This window comes from Candidatus Woesebacteria bacterium (assembly GCA_016700095.1).
GTDB lineage: Bacteria > Patescibacteriota > Microgenomatia > UBA8517 > UBA8517.
Window position 1 is genome coordinate 583,440 of sequence record CP065002.1, and the last position, 15,766, is coordinate 599,205.

Consider the following 15,766-nt stretch of genomic DNA (forward strand, 5'->3'; position numbering starts at 1 on the left):
TACATTTTTCGAAGCCACGAGACAAGTGCTAGTATAAAAAATAGCCATGTTTAGTGAGAATGTGTTTCTTTACTACCGCTAACTACACCAGCCATATTGTTTACGATTATTGGGCGAAGAAGCTGAATTCCAACGGAAGCGATTTTATATCCGACATTAACAATAAAACCCATAATAACCAATTGTGCAATAAAGTTGGTTGTTTGGTTCATGATGCCGGCAGGAAGTATTTCCTGTTTTTTTGATGTTGGCATGTCGACACTGACCCCCGCATCGGTCAACTCTTGTGGAATTTCTACTTTGTATGATTGACCCAAATCGATTTCCAAACCGGGAAGATCAAACATCTGAACGGGTTGGGTGTTTTGGGTAAAAAGCCCTAAAACATTAAAAACCGCATAACCTATGATTGTAAGACCAATTACCAGTAGAGCATAACCAATAAGTTTTTCGTTTGCCATATCTAAAATTTCAATTACCTAAATTAAATATCAAGCGTTGCCGATTGCGCGTGTGTTTGTATGAAGCGTTTTCTCGGCGGAACATCTTCGCCCATGAGAACGGTAAATAATTTATCCGCTTCACCTGCGTCTTCAACATCAATTCTGTTTAATCGTCTGGTTTCCGGATTCATGGTTGTTTCCCAGAGTTCGGTTGCGTTCATTTCTCCCAAACCCTTGAAACGTTGAACGACAGTGTTGGCTCCGCCCTCGGCAACCAATTTGTCCTTCTCCTCATCTGTATATACATAATGAGACTTTTTGTTACTGACTACTTTATACAAAGGAGGAACCGCGATATACAAGTAACCGTTTTTTACAATTTCATATAAATGTCGGTAAAAAAAGGTCAAATATAAACACTTGATGTGCTCACCGTCTACGTCCGCATCCGCCATGATGATAATTCGGTGATATCTAAGTTTATCCATATTAATCTGATCACCGATTCCCGCTCCGACAGCTACGATTAAACTTTTAAATTTGTCCGACTTCACAATTTGATCAAGCCTTGCCCTTTCGGTATTTAATACTTTTCCAAACAGCGGCAAAATAGCTTGAAACTTCCTGTTTCTGCCTTGTTTAGCCGAACCTCCCGCCGAATCTCCTTCAACGATGAAGAGTTCTGATGTTTCGGGATCACGAGATTGACAATCCGCAAGTTTACCCGGTAAAGTCGTACCGTCCAGAGCTCCCTTTCTAAGAACTGCATCTTTTGCGGCGCGTGCAGCCATGCGGGCCTTTGCCGCTAACATTATTTTTTCGATAATCGCTTTAGCATCACGGGGATTTTCTTCAAAGTACGTGTCGAGTCCTTCTTTTACCATCGACATTACAAACCCTTGGACTTCAGGATTATTTAATTTCGCCTTAGTTTGGCTCTCGAATTGAAGAGTTTCAGATGGCATTTTGACATAGATGACGGCGGTTAGTCCCTCTTTGGTGTCATCGCCACTTAAGCCGCCATTTTTGTTTCCCTTATCAAGTTTTTCTGCAATTCCCAATTTCTTGGCATAATCCATAATTGACCTTGTTAGAGACATCCTAAATCCGGTTACGTGTGTACCTCCGTCGGGAGTGTGAATTCCGTTTACGAAACCTTTGACGTTTTCGGCGTAGGCATCCGTGTATTGGACGGCGATATCAACTGTGATGTCTTCTGAGGTTTTGGAAAAATATATCACATTTGAAATTGGTTGTTTATCTCGCGTTGAGTGTCTGACTAATGTTGCAATTCCTCCTTCAAAATAATAATGAGCCTCGTCGTCATCTGTCTCGTTTCGAAAATGGAATGTGAGCTTGGGAACAAGGTATGCACGATCTTTGAGATGGTGTTTAATCTTTGCGTTACTAAAAACTACTGTTTCAAAAATTGTTTTATCGGGCTTAAAGGTTGTTATTGTCCCCGTTACGTCTTTACCGATTTTTACTCCCCATTCCTTTGGTAACCATTCGTCAAGTTTTTGTTGATCTATGGTGGTAACGTCTTTTTGCGGAACACCTTGTTTGTATTCCTGATAGTATGCTTTGTTGTCTCTTAGAACTATTACTCTAAACCACGAAGAAAGAGCGTTAACGGCTGCCGCGCCAACACCATGCAACCCTCCGGAAACTTTATACGCTCCTCCACCGAATTTTCCACCGGCATGGAGCTTTGTCATGGTTACCTCTAAAGCACTTTTGCCCGATTGATGTTTATCAACAGGGATACCGCGTCCGTTGTCGCGTACCGTTACTGACCCGTCGGCATGCGCATACACCCAGATACTGTCGGCAGTACCCGCAAACGACTCGTCAACGGAGTTATCAATGATTTCTCTAAGGCATTCATGTAAGCCGCGGATATCTGTAGAACCGATATACATACCCGGTCTTTTCCTCACCGGTTCCAATCCCTCGAGTACTTGAATTTTTTCAGCCGTATAATTGTTGTTTGCCATAATTCGGGAACAAGTGCAGTAATTTAAAATCAGTGATTTTATGTAAGTTCACGTTAATGTAACTTACAACTGTAGTAGTTTATAGTATACCTTGGGTAGAATTGTCAAACAAGATGCGTAATAAAGTTAAGCAACTGAAGTTTGACATTACCATTATCTAATAGCGCCAGATACAATTTATCGGCAGACTTCACATTAGTTGCGGCACGGATATCGACTTTATCCTGTAAATCATGTTGATAGTAATTTATTAGCGTTTCGGCAAATTGCAAAGCGGATTCTCGGTCTTTAATTTGTGATATAAATGTAAGTTTTTCGCCGATGGTCATCGCGTCAAAGTCAAGTGCTTCTTGGGAAACGTTCGCCGGTTGAGATGTTATGTAAATAACCTGACACCGCGAAGTAATGGTGGGAATTACTTTATGAATATTATTTGTGACCAAAATGTAGAACAAGTTCACCTGAGGCTCCTCGATACTTTTAAGAAGGGCGTTTGCCGCTTCGTGTGACAGATCTTGCAGATTGTTAACCAAAACAATCGTTGCTGTATCGATCTTTAATTTTGTAAAACCGATTAGCTTTCGTACGTCTTCAATTTTTTTAATTTCAAATTCAATAACCTTAGCACTTATTCTTTTCACCAACTTGTCAATTTCGCAATTTATGGCATCACCACCACTTCCTACAAGTAAATATGCATGCATAGCTAAATATAACATTTAATACTGCCAGAGAAAATGGAAACGACATTGTTACAATTTGATGCGAAAGGGCTGTACAAATGAAACATGTAGGGTTTTGGTAACGAGACTAAAATGCGCTATAATAGTTGTTCACGACAATTAAGCCTCTTTTTTGTCAAAAAAAACAATTGATAAAATTATTTTTGGGCTTTTTGGCGGCGTTTTTTGTTTTATTAAACTTACTACTTTTACCTGTTAACGTATTGTGTAGAGGTAATCGCACGTAAAAAATACGACAAACTACGTGTAAGTAATGTCTTATAGAAATTTATTATGACAACAAAGTTAAAAAGGAAGAAAGATTTGCCAAGATTTTCTGTTGTGGCAAAACACTTTATGAATTTTGCTGCCGGAAAACGAGGTTGGTATATCCTTTTTGTCGTTATCTTAACCGTTCAATCGGCAATTTATGCAACTCTCCCCTACTTTTACAAAATATTTGTTGATGCTATTCCCTCGTTGAACCTTACATTATTGGTAAAAATATTGGGATTTTTTGTAATTGTAAGGATTGTTGAAATGTTACTTAGTGTTTTGGCTCACACTTTAGGAGATGTGAATTTAATCGATTCCGCAAAACTTGCGCGTATAAGAGTCGTCGAAAAAGTCCAACAGCTTGATTTTGCCTATCATACGACAAAAAGTACGGGATCTTTGATTAGCTCCGTCAAACGTGGCGATGGTGCTTATTTTGGAATATTTCATGACCTGCATTTTCGTGTTTACAGCACGTTGGTCGAATTTGGAGTTATGATTTACTTTTTTGGGAAAATAAATTTCTATATTTCTCTTATAGTTGTTGTCTCAATCGTAATAAGCTTGATTGCGGCTAAATATATAGTTAATTACAACATTGATAAACGCACGAATCACCTGAAAGACGAAGATGAGATTTCGGGTGTAATTGTTGACAATTTTGTAAATTTTGAAACTGTTAAATATTTTGCAAAAGAAAAATTTGAGATAAGCAGATTGGAACAAAAATTTGCCATCTGGACAAAGAGCCTTTGGGGTTTCGCGAATTCGTTTAGGGTTTTTGATATCACACTTTCTCTAATCAATATCGTTACAATGGCGTTTATTTTACTTTTCGCACTCTATCTTTCGGTTGAAGGACAAATCGAACTGGGCGACTTTGTCCTTATTGGAGCATTTATGAGTACCGTGTATCCCAGGCTTTTCGCAATGATTTGGGATTTCAGAAATCTCGCAAAAAACTATGCTGATATTCAAAAATATTTTTATGTATTTGGCTTGGAACCTGAGATAAAAGATCCGAAAACTCCGGTAACACTCAACAGCGTTCGTGGTGAAATCGCATTCAACCGTGTAGTTTTTTCGTATAAAGAAGGTAAGAAAAATGCTATTAATAACTTGTCTTTGAATATTCGTCAGGGCCAGTCTGTTGCACTTGTGGGTCGATCGGGTTCGGGTAAAACGACGTTGGTAAAACTTCTGATGCGCTTTTACGATTTAACCGCCGGAAGCATTGTAATTGATGATGTAAATATCAAAGCATTTGATAAGTCGTATCTGAGAAGTCTTATGGGAATTGTGCCGCAAGAACCAGTTTTGTTTAACAACACGATCGGTTATAACATCGGCTACGGAAAGTCACATGCCACAAAGAATGAAATTATTTCTGCTGCAAAGCTTGCGAATTTACACAATTTTATAATGACGCTTCCGAAAAAATACGACACGAATGTTGGCGAGCGGGGTGTGAAATTGTCCGGCGGACAAAAGCAAAGACTTGCAATTGCCCGTATGGTTTTGTCTAATCCTGACATTGTTGTTTTCGATGAAGCAACAAGTCAGTTAGACAGCGAAAATGAAAAACTTATTCAGGAAGCTTTTTGGCAAGCTGTCAAAAATAAAACGACAATTATTATCGCTCATAGGCTTTCTACTGCGATGAGAGCTGACAAAATTATCGTGATGGATAATGGAAAAATTGTCGAGGAAGGATCACATCATGCACTTTTGGCTAGAGAAAGTTTATATAAGTACTTTTGGAATTTGCAGATAAACGTCGATTAATAGTGCCGCAAAAGAAACATTTTAAAAACTGGTATTTAAAATATTTCGCGGTCAACACATTGCCACTTCTTTTTAATTTAGTTTTTATTCATTCAAATTTGTTATTAATGGTATGATCGTTTTTTCAATGACATACTAATATTATCTTGCTATACTGAAATAGTATTATTAATAAGTTATGACTGCCCAAACAAATACATTTCCCGATAGTGTGGATACGAAAACACTGGCTGATATATTGGCGGATCAAGGTGTTATAAACTCGGATAAAGCAAAACAGATTAAATTCACGGAAATTCAAACCGGTAAACCTCAGGAAGAAATCATAAAAACACAAAACATCGTGAGTGAAAGTGATTTGACGAAAGCTAAGGCTGCCCTGTACAACATCCCCTATCTGGATTTAAGTACTGTACCCACCTCCCCCGAAGCACTTTCCAAGTTGCCTAAAACGGTAGCTGAGCGGTTTAGGGCATTTCCTGTGTCCATCGATTCGGTGAATAATTTAATAAATGTCGCGATGGCTGATCCTTTGGATTTGACGGCTATCGAATTTATCGAGCAACGTACCGGTTTTATGGTAAAACCGTATGCTGCTGATCCGACAACGGTAGAAAACCTGATCGCAACCGGTTACTCCTCTACTCTGGCAAGAGAGGTTACCGCTGCACTAAAAGACGTTTCACCGGGTGCCACGCAAGTACGTATGATGGATACTTCCCGTACGGGTGTAATCCGAGAAGAAAAAGTGGCGGAAATTGTCACTCATATTTTAAGTTTTGCTATGAAAGCACGAGCGTCCGACGTACATATTGAACCGCAAGAATATGCTACAAGAGTCAGATATCGAATTGACGGAATTTTGCAAGAGAAATTAACAACCCCAAGAGAACTTCATGAAGCCCTGGTTTCCAGGATTAAAATTCTCTCAGGTCTAAAAATTGACGAAAAGCGTATTCCCCAGGATGGTAGATTCAATTTCCGTTCGGAAGATCAGGAAGTCGACCTTCGCGTCTCTTCCTTGCCTACCACATGGGGTGAAAAAATTGTAATGCGGTTACTGAAAAAAACCGGTGGTGTACCGGATTTGCCCGATCTTGGACTTCGTGGCAGAGCACTGAAAAACTTGGAAGATGCGATTTTAAGGCCACACGGCATAATTCTTATTTGCGGACCAACAGGATCGGGTAAAACAACAACCTTGTATTCGATTATTCAAAGAATTAATACACCCAAAATTAACATTGTAACTTTGGAAGACCCGATCGAATACAAAATCCAAGGTGTCAACCAGGTTCAGGTAAATCCGGGAGCAGGACTTACATTTGCATCCGGTCTTCGGTCGTTTTTGCGGCAAGACCCCAACGTCATTCTGGTGGGAGAAATTCGCGACCAGGAAACAGCCGATTTAGCTATTCAAGCGTCTTTGACTGGCCATCTGGTCTTTGCAACACTTCATACGAACGATGCGGCGGGAGCACTTCCCCGACTTTTGGATATGGGTGCCGAGCCATATCTTTTGTCATCGTCGATGACGGCAATTGTCGCTCAGCGTGTCGTTAGAAAAATTGATGAGAATTCTAAAGAGGAAGATCATCCCAGTCCAAAGGCGATTGAAGACATGAAAAATGAGTTAGGAACGCTTTGGCCGAAAGACAAAAAAATTATTTATTACAAAGGTTTACCGACAAAAGAAAACAACAATACAGGCTATCATGGAAGGATGGGAGTATTTGAAGTATTGCCAGTTACCGAAAAAATAAGTAGGCTTATATTAGAGCGATCAGCGGCAGGAGCGATTAATAAGGTAGCTGTTGAGGAAGGAATGATAACCATGAAACAAGATGGGTACTTGAAAGTGTTGGAAGGGACAACTACATTAGAAGAAGTACTACGTGTTGCACAAGAATAAAATATGGGCATAAAAGATTTATTACAACTGACAGTAGATAAAAACGCATCCGATTTACATATTTTGGCTGGTATAGCACCCCACTTGAGAATTGAAGGAGTTTTGGCACCCATTCGTGACGCCGGAATCGTTACCGCAGAAGTTGTTGAGAAATATGTCAAAGACATTCTTACTGCTGAGCAATTTGAGAAACTTTCTATAAATAAAGAAATTGATTTTTCGCTTTCCTTTAACGAAAAGGCACGTTTCAGGGTTAACGCTTATACGCAAAAAGGCAATTATGCGATTGCTTTCCGTGCAATCCCTCTTCGGGTGCCAAAGATTGAGGATTTGGGACTTCCACATATTTTGCATTCTTTTACGGGATTAAAGCAGGGCTTTATTTTAGTTACGGGACCAACGGGTCATGGAAAATCAACAACTCTTGCGGCGATGATTGATGAGATAAACGATAATCGTGCGGAGCACATTGTGACCATTGAAGATCCGATTGAATTTATTTTTACACCGAAGCTCTCCATGATCTCTCAGCGCGAGATGGGTTTTGATACTCATTCTTGGCAAGTTGCCCTTAGAAGCGCACTTCGCGAGGATCCTGATATTGTCCTTGTTGGCGAGATGCGCGATTACGATACGATTTCGAGCGCAATTACTGTTGCGGAAACCGGTCATTTAGTTTTTTCTACACTTCATACCAATTCCGCGGCACAAACAATTGACAGGATAGTCGATGTTTTTCCCGAAGAACAACAACAGCAAATCAGGCTTCAATTGTCAAATGTAATTGAAGCGGTTTTCTCTCTGCGTTTAGTTCCGGGCATTGACGGACGACGTGTAGTGGCTTATGAAGTGATGCTTGGTACTTCTGCTATCAAAAATTCCATCCGCGAAGGTAAAACCCACCAGATAGATAATATTATTCAGACCTCGACGGAAATGGGTATGCGCACACTGGAAATGTCGCTTGCTACTCACGTCAAGCAAGGCCGCATCACACTCGAAGTTGCCCAAACATATTCGGTTAGACCCGAAGAATTGGCAAGACTGGTTAGAACTACCAAAGATTAACCTTCAAACAATGCAACGTTATAAATACAAAGCCAAAGACCAAGCTGGTAAAGAGATTAAAGGAGAGGTGGAAGCATCAAATGAATCATTGGCAGTTAAACTTATTCGCGAAAAGCAATTGACGGTTATTTCGATGGTGCCCAAAAACGCCATCCCCTTTGCTAATCTTCTTAGTGGTATTACGGAACGTATAAGTAGCGGTGATATTGCTAATTTTACCCGCCAGTTTGCGACAATGGTAAATGCGGGACTTCCACTTACTGAATCGCTATTAATTTTGCGGTCGCAATCAAGTGGAAAAATGCAAGCTGTTATTTCACAAGTACTAGCCGAAGTCGAAGAAGGTCAGTCGTTATCTTCGGTTATGTCGAAATTCCCCAATGTCTTTTCCAAAACTTATGTCGCTTTGATCAAAGCAGGAGAAACCGGGGGAGTTTTGGATGAGGTGTTGCTTCGCTTAGCCGACAATATGGAAAATTCGGAAGAGTTTAAAGGTAAGGTCAAGTCGGCAATGATTTACCCGGTTATTATAATTTTCGGTATGATTGCCGTGGCTTTTGTAATGCTTGTTTTTGTCATACCAAAACTGACGGATTTGTACGATCAGTTCGACGCCGAATTACCGTTTGCAACGCGCTTTTTGATTGGATTATCCGACTTCATGGTGAGTTACTGGCCGATCGTACTTGTGTTGGCAGCTATCGGTGGATATTCCTTTTTACTTTACAAAAAAACTCCCGATGGCAGAAGAAGGGTGGATGGAACGATACTTAGTATTCCCCTATTTGGACCGTTGCAAAAACAAATTATTTTAACCAATCTCGCGCGGACTTTGTCATTGATGGTTGGCTCGGGAGTGTCGATACTTGAAAGTCTTGCAATCACGTCGGGAGTGGTTGGCAATGTCGTAATTTCTGATGCTTTGGATGATTCTGCCAAAATGGTTGAAAAGGGTTTCCCTGTCGCGCTCGCTTTCTCCAGGCATCCCGAGGCATTTCCTTTCATCTTTTCTCAAATGACGGCAGTCGGCGAAGAAACGGGAAAAATGGATGAGGTCTTGGCGAAAGTTGCCCATGTTTTCGAAGTGGAAAGTAACCAAAAGGTCAAAGCAATGACGAGTGCGATTGAGCCAATAATACTTCTTATTCTTGGAGTCGGTGTCGCCTTTCTCGTAATATCCATCATCATGCCGATTTATAATTTGACGACCTCAATTTAAGGTACTAGGAATTTAGTAGTTGGCAGGTAGCATGTAGCAGATAGCATGTAGCAGGTAGTTGGTAGAAAGCAGTTAGTAGATAGGTTTTAATTTTAACCTATGCTTTTGGCTTTTCGTTTTTTACTTTTAGTTCTTCGCTTTAATTTTTAATATTTAGTATTATTAACAACTTTCACGCCGACACTTGACAGACAAGCCAAGCTAGTCAATACTTAAATATAAGAAAAATTATCAAACAGTTTTGTTTGTAGTTTTGTAAAAGGGGGTGAGAATGAAAAAATGACTGTCCAAAATTTAAAGAAAAATTTTAGAGATTTGCGTTCCGGTTTTACCCTCATCGAGCTTTTAATCGTTATTGCCATTCTCGGTGTGCTGGCTGTAGTTGTACTTGTAGCTATTAATCCTGTACAGCAATTAGCAAGAACCAGAGACGCAGGAAGGATTTCGACTGTCGCACAGTTGGGTCATGCTTCTGAAGCTTATTACACAGCACAAGGAGCGGTTTATCCGCAAACCTTAGCAGCTCTTGCATCAACCGGAGAATTGAATCAAGTTCCTGGTATGGTTGATAATTCGTTGACAACCGAATGTACCGGACATACTGATGGTTGGTGTGTAGATGTCGACGCTGATCCTGCAACCGAAATTGCAATTTGGTCGGCATTAGAAGCCCAGACGAATATTAGTTTGTGTGGTGTATCAGCTACTGCGGCTTATGCTGCTTATCTGTCAAGTGCAGGTAGGACTTGTATCGTGTGTGATGAGCCAACTAGTGCCACAACTGATACAGATTGTGTTAACTAATCTCGTAAAAAAGAGGCATTGTGAAATATATGCCTCTTTTTTGTGGGAAATCGATCCAGTGATTGGACTTGTTAAACTAATTTCGCAATATTTATACTCTGGATTCCCCGACTTACACATTGTTATCCTTGACCTGCCTCGCCCATCGTAGCTAATTGGCGAAGGTGGAATCAAATCTTATATTTATCTGTCATCCCGCACTTGATGCGGGATCCAATATTCTCTTCTGGATTCCCGCTTTCGCGGGAATGACAATTCACCTTACTGTCATCCCACACTCCCGCCTACAACGCTTTGTGTAGCAACGCGGGCAGGTGATACGGGATCCAGTCCACATTCTTTCTGGATTCCCGCGTGCGCGGGAATGACAAAGAGGGACTGCAGGAATGACAAAAAACGGGAATAACAAAAGCGCGCGGGAATGACAATTCACCTTACTGTCATCCCGCACTTGATGCGGGATCCAATATTTCTTTCCTGGATTCCCTTTTCCTCCTTCGCTGAAAGCTACGGAAGGACACGGCAAGGGAATGACAAAGAGGGACTGCGGGAATGATAATGATTTAGATGCGAGAACACTAATGAAACGCGTATTGTTCTTGCATATTACTAACCAAATACAGTAAATTAAAGTATTAGCATGAAAAGAAACCTCGGATTTACACTCATTGAACTACTGATTGTTATCGCCATTCTTGGAGTAATGGCTGTTGTAATGCTTGTTGTGATTAACCCAGTTGAGCGCTTGGCGCAAAGTAGAGACGCAGGAAGAATTTCTACAATTACACAATTAGGTCATGCTGGAGCCGCTTACTATACCGACAAAGCAAGTTATCCAACAGAAGCAAACTGGGCGCAGGAGTTAATTGATGCAGGAACCCTGAAATCTTTTCCTGCAGGAGTTGCCTATACTGCAAATGATGTTGTTCATTGCGCATCTCAAGAACAACCTGTATTTAATCCTACATTTTGTTATGAAACCGATGCCTTGCTCGACCCGATTATGTTTGCCCGCGCTGAGGCGGATATTCACAATCTTAAGTGTACAGTCGGTGGAGCCTACTTTGTCTATTCATTTGAAGATGGACGAGCTGGTACAGTTTGTTCAGTCGATGACCCTGATCCATGGGCTGCGGGAACGCAGACGTATGTGGAGTAGCCACCAGCCAACAAACAACAAACAACGGCTAATAAATAACCGCATTAAAATTACAAATAGTCCGATATTTTCTTTTCACTATTCAATATTTGATATTAAGTATTTGATATTCAATATTCAAATCCCCAACTACCAACTACTTGCTACTTACTACATGCTACCTGCTACCTAAAACTAAATACGTAAGACAGAAATTTATTACAATAATTATAAATTACTCTAATTCATCTAATTGCAAATTGGAAATCAATTAGAAATTATAAATTAGGTCAATTAGTGAATTTAAATTCCCATCTACCAACTACTTACTACCTGCTACATGCTACCTGCTACCTGCTACATGCTATCTACCAACTATCATCTACTATCTACCCACACATCAGTATTATCTTGTAATACCCCCAAATATTAAGTAGTCTTAAGGTATGGAGGCAATTTATCTTCTTTTAATTATAGTCAGCGGTTTCGTGATGGGATCGTTTATTACGGCGTATTCATATCGCGCACCAAGAAAAAAAAGCATTGCAAAGGGTAGGTCGTTTTGTGATAGCTGTGGGAAAAAGATAAGTTGGTATGACAACATTCCCCTATTTTCCTATATCTTGCTTAATTCCAAAAGCCGTTGCTGTAATAAAAAAATCGGACGCAGGTATCCCTCGATTGAAATCTCGACGGCGGCAATTTTTTCTCTTATGTATTTTGCTTACAAAAATTGTTCCTTTGCAGGTAATTTCCCCGTTTTACCTAGTACCGTTTGTTCGATGCGTGAATCATTTGGAATCGGTGCGCTATTTCTTTTACTATTTGCGGTAGTGATTTTAATAAGTATTTTTGTTATCGATTTTGAAAACCAGATAATTCCCGATGAACCCGTTTTCTTACTTTTTACGGTAGCATTTTTGGTGTTTGTTTTAGGAACGTCCCCCCTGCTGTATCAAAATTTACTGGTGGCTTTTGCGGTTGCGGCGTTTTTCCTATTACTGAATTTGATCACTTTGGGACGCGGGATGGGTTTGGGAGACGTAAAACTTTCTCTCGTCCTTTCATTTATTCTCGGTTGGCCAAACAGTTTTGTCTTTCTTTTTGCAAGCTTTGTTACAGGTTCAATTGTCGGAGTATTTCTAATTTTAACCGGAAAAGCAAAATTCGGTAAACATATCCCCTTTGGACCTTTTTTGGTTTTTTCATTTTTTATGGTACTAATCTTTGGCCCGCTATTTGTATTTCCAATGTTACCGTATTATTAATTACCCCCAAGACCCTAACATAATATCTTTAGTCTGATACAATTATTACAATGAAACCGTTTTCAAGGCAAGAAGGTGTCGTGGTTACAATTATTTTGGCATTAATACTTACGGCATCTTTATATAATTTTAGAATTTCACTGCGACGGACCAGGGATTCACAAAGAAGGTCGGACACCAATAGCGTTGTCAGCGCACTCACCTATTACAAGGATGAGACCGGAAGGGCTCCTTTGTCGACTGCGGATGGAAGAATAATTGCCTGTGAACCGGAAAATCACGCAGAGCTTGCCGAGAAACTAATTAATCGAGAAATAAATACCTATGAGTATTTAGAGGGACTTGTACCATGTACATGGGGAAATGACAAGATTGTGGATTTAATTAGCGGTAAAGTGTATATGGAGGTACTACCCATGGATCCAAAAGGCAATGAGGATTTATCATATAAATACATATCAAACGGGAGAATATTCCAGCTTTATTCGTACATGGAGGGTGGAAAAGATGAAGAAGCATTTAGTGAAGCAATTGTTGCCAGAAACCTACTGTGCGGAGTAAGTATTTGCAATCAGGGAAAAGCTTATGAAAAAACTGCACTTGATAAATCATTGGAAGAATATGAAAATGAATTAACAATTAAAAATGCGAAATAAATCTGCCTTTACACTTATTGAATTACTTATTGTGATGGCTGTTTTGGGACTTCTGACTGCCATGGTTATGCTTACGTACCCCACGTCACAAGAAAAAGCGCGCGATACGAGACGCAAAAGCGACATTAAACAGTATCAAACGGCGATGGAGGTGTACGCAACCAGGCATAATAATTTGTTTGCCACTAGCAGTAATGCAGTTGCAAATGCGACGACCTTGTGCGCTACTTTTAACTTAACCAGTTGCCCTGACGATCCGCGATTAATCGGCTCTCAACCCAACTATAAATATGCATCGACGGCAAACACTTACGTTTTCTGGGCGCAGTTGGAACGGCCCAATACAGCTAATTTAACTCAATGGTTTGTGGTTTGTTCAAACGGAAAAGCGGGTGATTCCACTACTCAACCAAGTAACGCAACATGCCCAATATAACTATGCACAAAAAAACTAATAAGGGTTTTACCCTGGTAGAGCTATTAATAACAATGATGATTGTTGCGATTCTTGCCGCCATTAGTATTTTTGGTTTGCAAGGTGCACGTGAGTCCGGCAGGGATGCCAAAAGGAAAGCGGATCTGGAGTCGATTAGATCAGCACTTGAAATTTACAGGGCTGATTGTGGAAATTATCCGGCATCGCTTGGGACGTCGATAACCGGTGCTTGTCCAGGACCAGCAGCAAACACTTATATGCAGGCAGTCCCCACTGACCCACTTGGTGGAGCTTATATTTACAATAGAATTACACTTACAAGCTATCGGATATGTTCGACTTTAGAGCAAATTCCGGATCCGGCAAACGATGTTTCGGGTTGTTCGGGATGTAGCGGTGGAGATTGTCGCTATAGAGTGTTAAATCCATGATGTACTTCGATTTGCGTTTAAACATGAGACGCCCAATAAATATCCAAACACGACAACGAGGTTTTACTTTCATTGAACTTCTGATAGGTCTGGTGATTATGGGAATACTCTTTATGGTGGGATTTGCCAATTATCGTGGGTTTGCAAGTAGACAAAACATCGAAGCTGTTGTGAGAGAAATGAAAGGAGACCTGAGATTAGCGCAGCAAATGGCGACAAGTGGGGTCAAGTCGAGTGATCCGGCCAGTTCGTGTCATGCTATCGATAAGGAATTGCAAGGATATGTTGTGAGAGGAACAAGCGCAACATCTTACGCAGTTTACGCAAACTGCGACGGAGAAAATCTTGTCAAGGAAGTCAATCTTTCCGAAAAATATCCCAATATAACGCTTTCAGATTTCGAATTTACTTTCTTACCGCTTGCCGGAGGGATAACCTGGTCGGGACCGGATAGGATAGATATTGACGAAGTTGTTGGTGGTGCAAGTATTGAATCGCGACAAATTATAGTGACCGCAGCCGGCCAAATCAATTAAATGAAAAATCATAAAGGACAATCGCTTTTTGAAATAGTAATTACGGTTGGTATTTCTGCTTTGATTATTGTTGGTGTTGTGTCATTGGCGAATAAAACGCTAGGTAATACCAATGCTGCCCGTGACCGTTCACTTGCTGCTAGATATGTCCAGGAAATGACGGAATGTCTAAGGAAACAAAGGGATGCAAATTGGGATACATTTATCGCAAATGGGGCGACCAGCTGTGTGTCAAACGTTGCAACTCAATCCCACTTTACAGGTAAAACAATTTTACTGAATTGTTTTGACAAGGATGAAAACGCGGTTTTATGCAGTTTGCCTACTGCCGTACAGGCCGAGGCTGATGTGGCAATTGGCTGGGATGATGGATCGGGATCACATGTTGTGCGCACCATTACTCGATTTACGGATTGGAGACGGCAATAAATTCAAAGTTAAATCATGCTAAAAAATCAAACAATAACCCCAACCAAAATTAAAGGTTTTTCTTTGGTAGAACTTTTGATTGTTGTTACGATATTTGCGATCTTGTCGGTTGTCGGTACACAAATTGTTACTGTTAGTCTAAGAAGTACAACCAAAAGTGAGGAGATGTCTACCGTACGTGAAGATGTCGATTTTGTTTTGAATGTGATCAACAGACAGTTAAGAAACGCCAAAAGTATCGACTGTACCGCTTCAAATCCGATTCAATTATCTTACACCAACGCAGACGGCAATCCGGCTACTATTGCTTGCGTTAATAGTACAAATGGTGAAATTCGACTAGATGGTACCAGGATAAATTCTGCAAATACGCTTATTAATTGCAACTTCCCAACCGTACCCGCGATATTTATTTGTACACCGTCAATTGGAACAAATCCTCCGGCTGTCCAAGTTGCTTTGACGGCGAGAAATTCTGCCAACAGCACATCCGTTGTTTCGAGTGTTGTTAACATTGTTTTAAGGTCTTATTAATTATTTTTATCTAATCTATCAAGAATTAAAACCTTCATATTTAAGTATAAACAGTGTGTAGTTATTGCTCTTACATAAATGCTTTATAGGTTGCAATTTACGAAAGTTTAGT

Annotated in this window: 16 protein-coding genes; 13 read left to right on the top strand and 3 right to left on the bottom strand. The window is 40.3% G+C overall.

The features are described 5' to 3' along the window. Positions 1-50: 50 nt before the first annotated feature. The 3 genes from IPM62_02870 to IPM62_02880 form a co-directional block, all read right to left on the bottom strand. Positions 51-461: a hypothetical protein gene (locus tag IPM62_02870; protein ID QQS39529.1), complete on the bottom strand. Its 411-nt coding sequence runs from the start codon at positions 459-461 to the stop codon at positions 51-53. A gap of 23 nt (positions 462-484) precedes the next feature. Continuing rightward, positions 485-2,440, bottom strand: coding sequence for a DNA gyrase subunit B (locus IPM62_02875; GenBank protein QQS39530.1), 1,956 nt, complete (start codon positions 2,438-2,440; stop codon positions 485-487). Positions 2,441-2,544: 104 nt separating this feature from the next. Beyond that, positions 2,545-3,144 carry a hypothetical protein gene (locus IPM62_02880; protein QQS39531.1) on the bottom strand — a complete coding sequence of 200 codons (600 nt, stop codon included), beginning with the start codon at positions 3,142-3,144 and terminating at the stop codon, positions 2,545-2,547. A gap of 312 nt (positions 3,145-3,456) precedes the next feature. On the opposite strand from IPM62_02880, the gene IPM62_02885 reads away from it, so the two are divergent. The 13 genes from IPM62_02885 to IPM62_02945 all read left to right on the top strand — a co-directional run bounded on the left by IPM62_02885 (position 3,457) and on the right by IPM62_02945 (position 15,654). Beyond that, entirely contained in the window at positions 3,457-5,223 is a 1,767-nt protein-coding gene (locus IPM62_02885; GenBank protein QQS39532.1) for an ABC transporter ATP-binding protein, read from the top strand. A 178-nt stretch (positions 5,224-5,401) separates the two neighbouring features. Further along, a complete protein-coding gene (tadA, locus tag IPM62_02890) occupies positions 5,402-7,135 on the top strand; it encodes a Flp pilus assembly complex ATPase component TadA (GenBank protein QQS39533.1) in 1,734 nt (577 codons plus the stop codon). 3 nt (positions 7,136-7,138) lie between these two features. Further along, complete coding sequence (locus IPM62_02895; protein ID QQS39534.1) at positions 7,139-8,203, top strand: type IV pilus twitching motility protein PilT; 1,065 nt, start codon at positions 7,139-7,141, stop codon at positions 8,201-8,203. A gap of 10 nt (positions 8,204-8,213) precedes the next feature. Then, a complete protein-coding gene (locus IPM62_02900; protein ID QQS39535.1) occupies positions 8,214-9,422 on the top strand; it encodes a type II secretion system F family protein in 1,209 nt (402 codons plus the stop codon). A 279-nt stretch (positions 9,423-9,701) separates the two neighbouring features. Next, positions 9,702-10,226, top strand: coding sequence for a type II secretion system protein (locus tag IPM62_02905; GenBank protein QQS39536.1), 525 nt, complete (start codon positions 9,702-9,704; stop codon positions 10,224-10,226). 640 nt (positions 10,227-10,866) lie between these two features. After that, positions 10,867-11,385, top strand: a complete 519-nt coding sequence (locus IPM62_02910; GenBank protein QQS39537.1) for a type II secretion system protein — start codon at positions 10,867-10,869, stop codon at positions 11,383-11,385. A gap of 425 nt (positions 11,386-11,810) precedes the next feature. Continuing rightward, entirely contained in the window at positions 11,811-12,632 is an 822-nt protein-coding gene (locus tag IPM62_02915) for a prepilin peptidase (protein QQS39538.1), read from the top strand. A gap of 50 nt (positions 12,633-12,682) precedes the next feature. Beyond that, a complete protein-coding gene (locus tag IPM62_02920) occupies positions 12,683-13,288 on the top strand; it encodes a hypothetical protein (GenBank protein ID QQS39539.1) in 606 nt (201 codons plus the stop codon). Continuing rightward, positions 13,278-13,724, top strand: coding sequence for a type II secretion system protein (locus IPM62_02925; protein QQS39540.1), 447 nt, complete (start codon positions 13,278-13,280; stop codon positions 13,722-13,724). The genes IPM62_02920 and IPM62_02925 overlap by 11 nt, the downstream gene beginning before the upstream one ends. A gap of 2 nt (positions 13,725-13,726) precedes the next feature. Beyond that, positions 13,727-14,155, top strand: coding sequence for a prepilin-type N-terminal cleavage/methylation domain-containing protein (locus IPM62_02930; GenBank protein ID QQS39541.1), 429 nt, complete (start codon positions 13,727-13,729; stop codon positions 14,153-14,155). Between the two features lie 23 nt (positions 14,156-14,178). Continuing rightward, positions 14,179-14,691 (top strand): prepilin-type N-terminal cleavage/methylation domain-containing protein, encoded by a 513-nt coding sequence (locus IPM62_02935; GenBank protein ID QQS39542.1) that lies wholly within the window; start codon positions 14,179-14,181, stop codon positions 14,689-14,691. Then, entirely contained in the window at positions 14,692-15,120 is a 429-nt protein-coding gene (locus IPM62_02940; GenBank protein QQS39543.1) for a hypothetical protein, read from the top strand. Positions 15,121-15,135: 15 nt separating this feature from the next. Further along, positions 15,136-15,654, top strand: a complete 519-nt coding sequence (locus IPM62_02945) for a prepilin-type N-terminal cleavage/methylation domain-containing protein (protein ID QQS39544.1) — start codon at positions 15,136-15,138, stop codon at positions 15,652-15,654. The last annotated feature ends 112 nt before the right edge of the window (positions 15,655-15,766 follow it).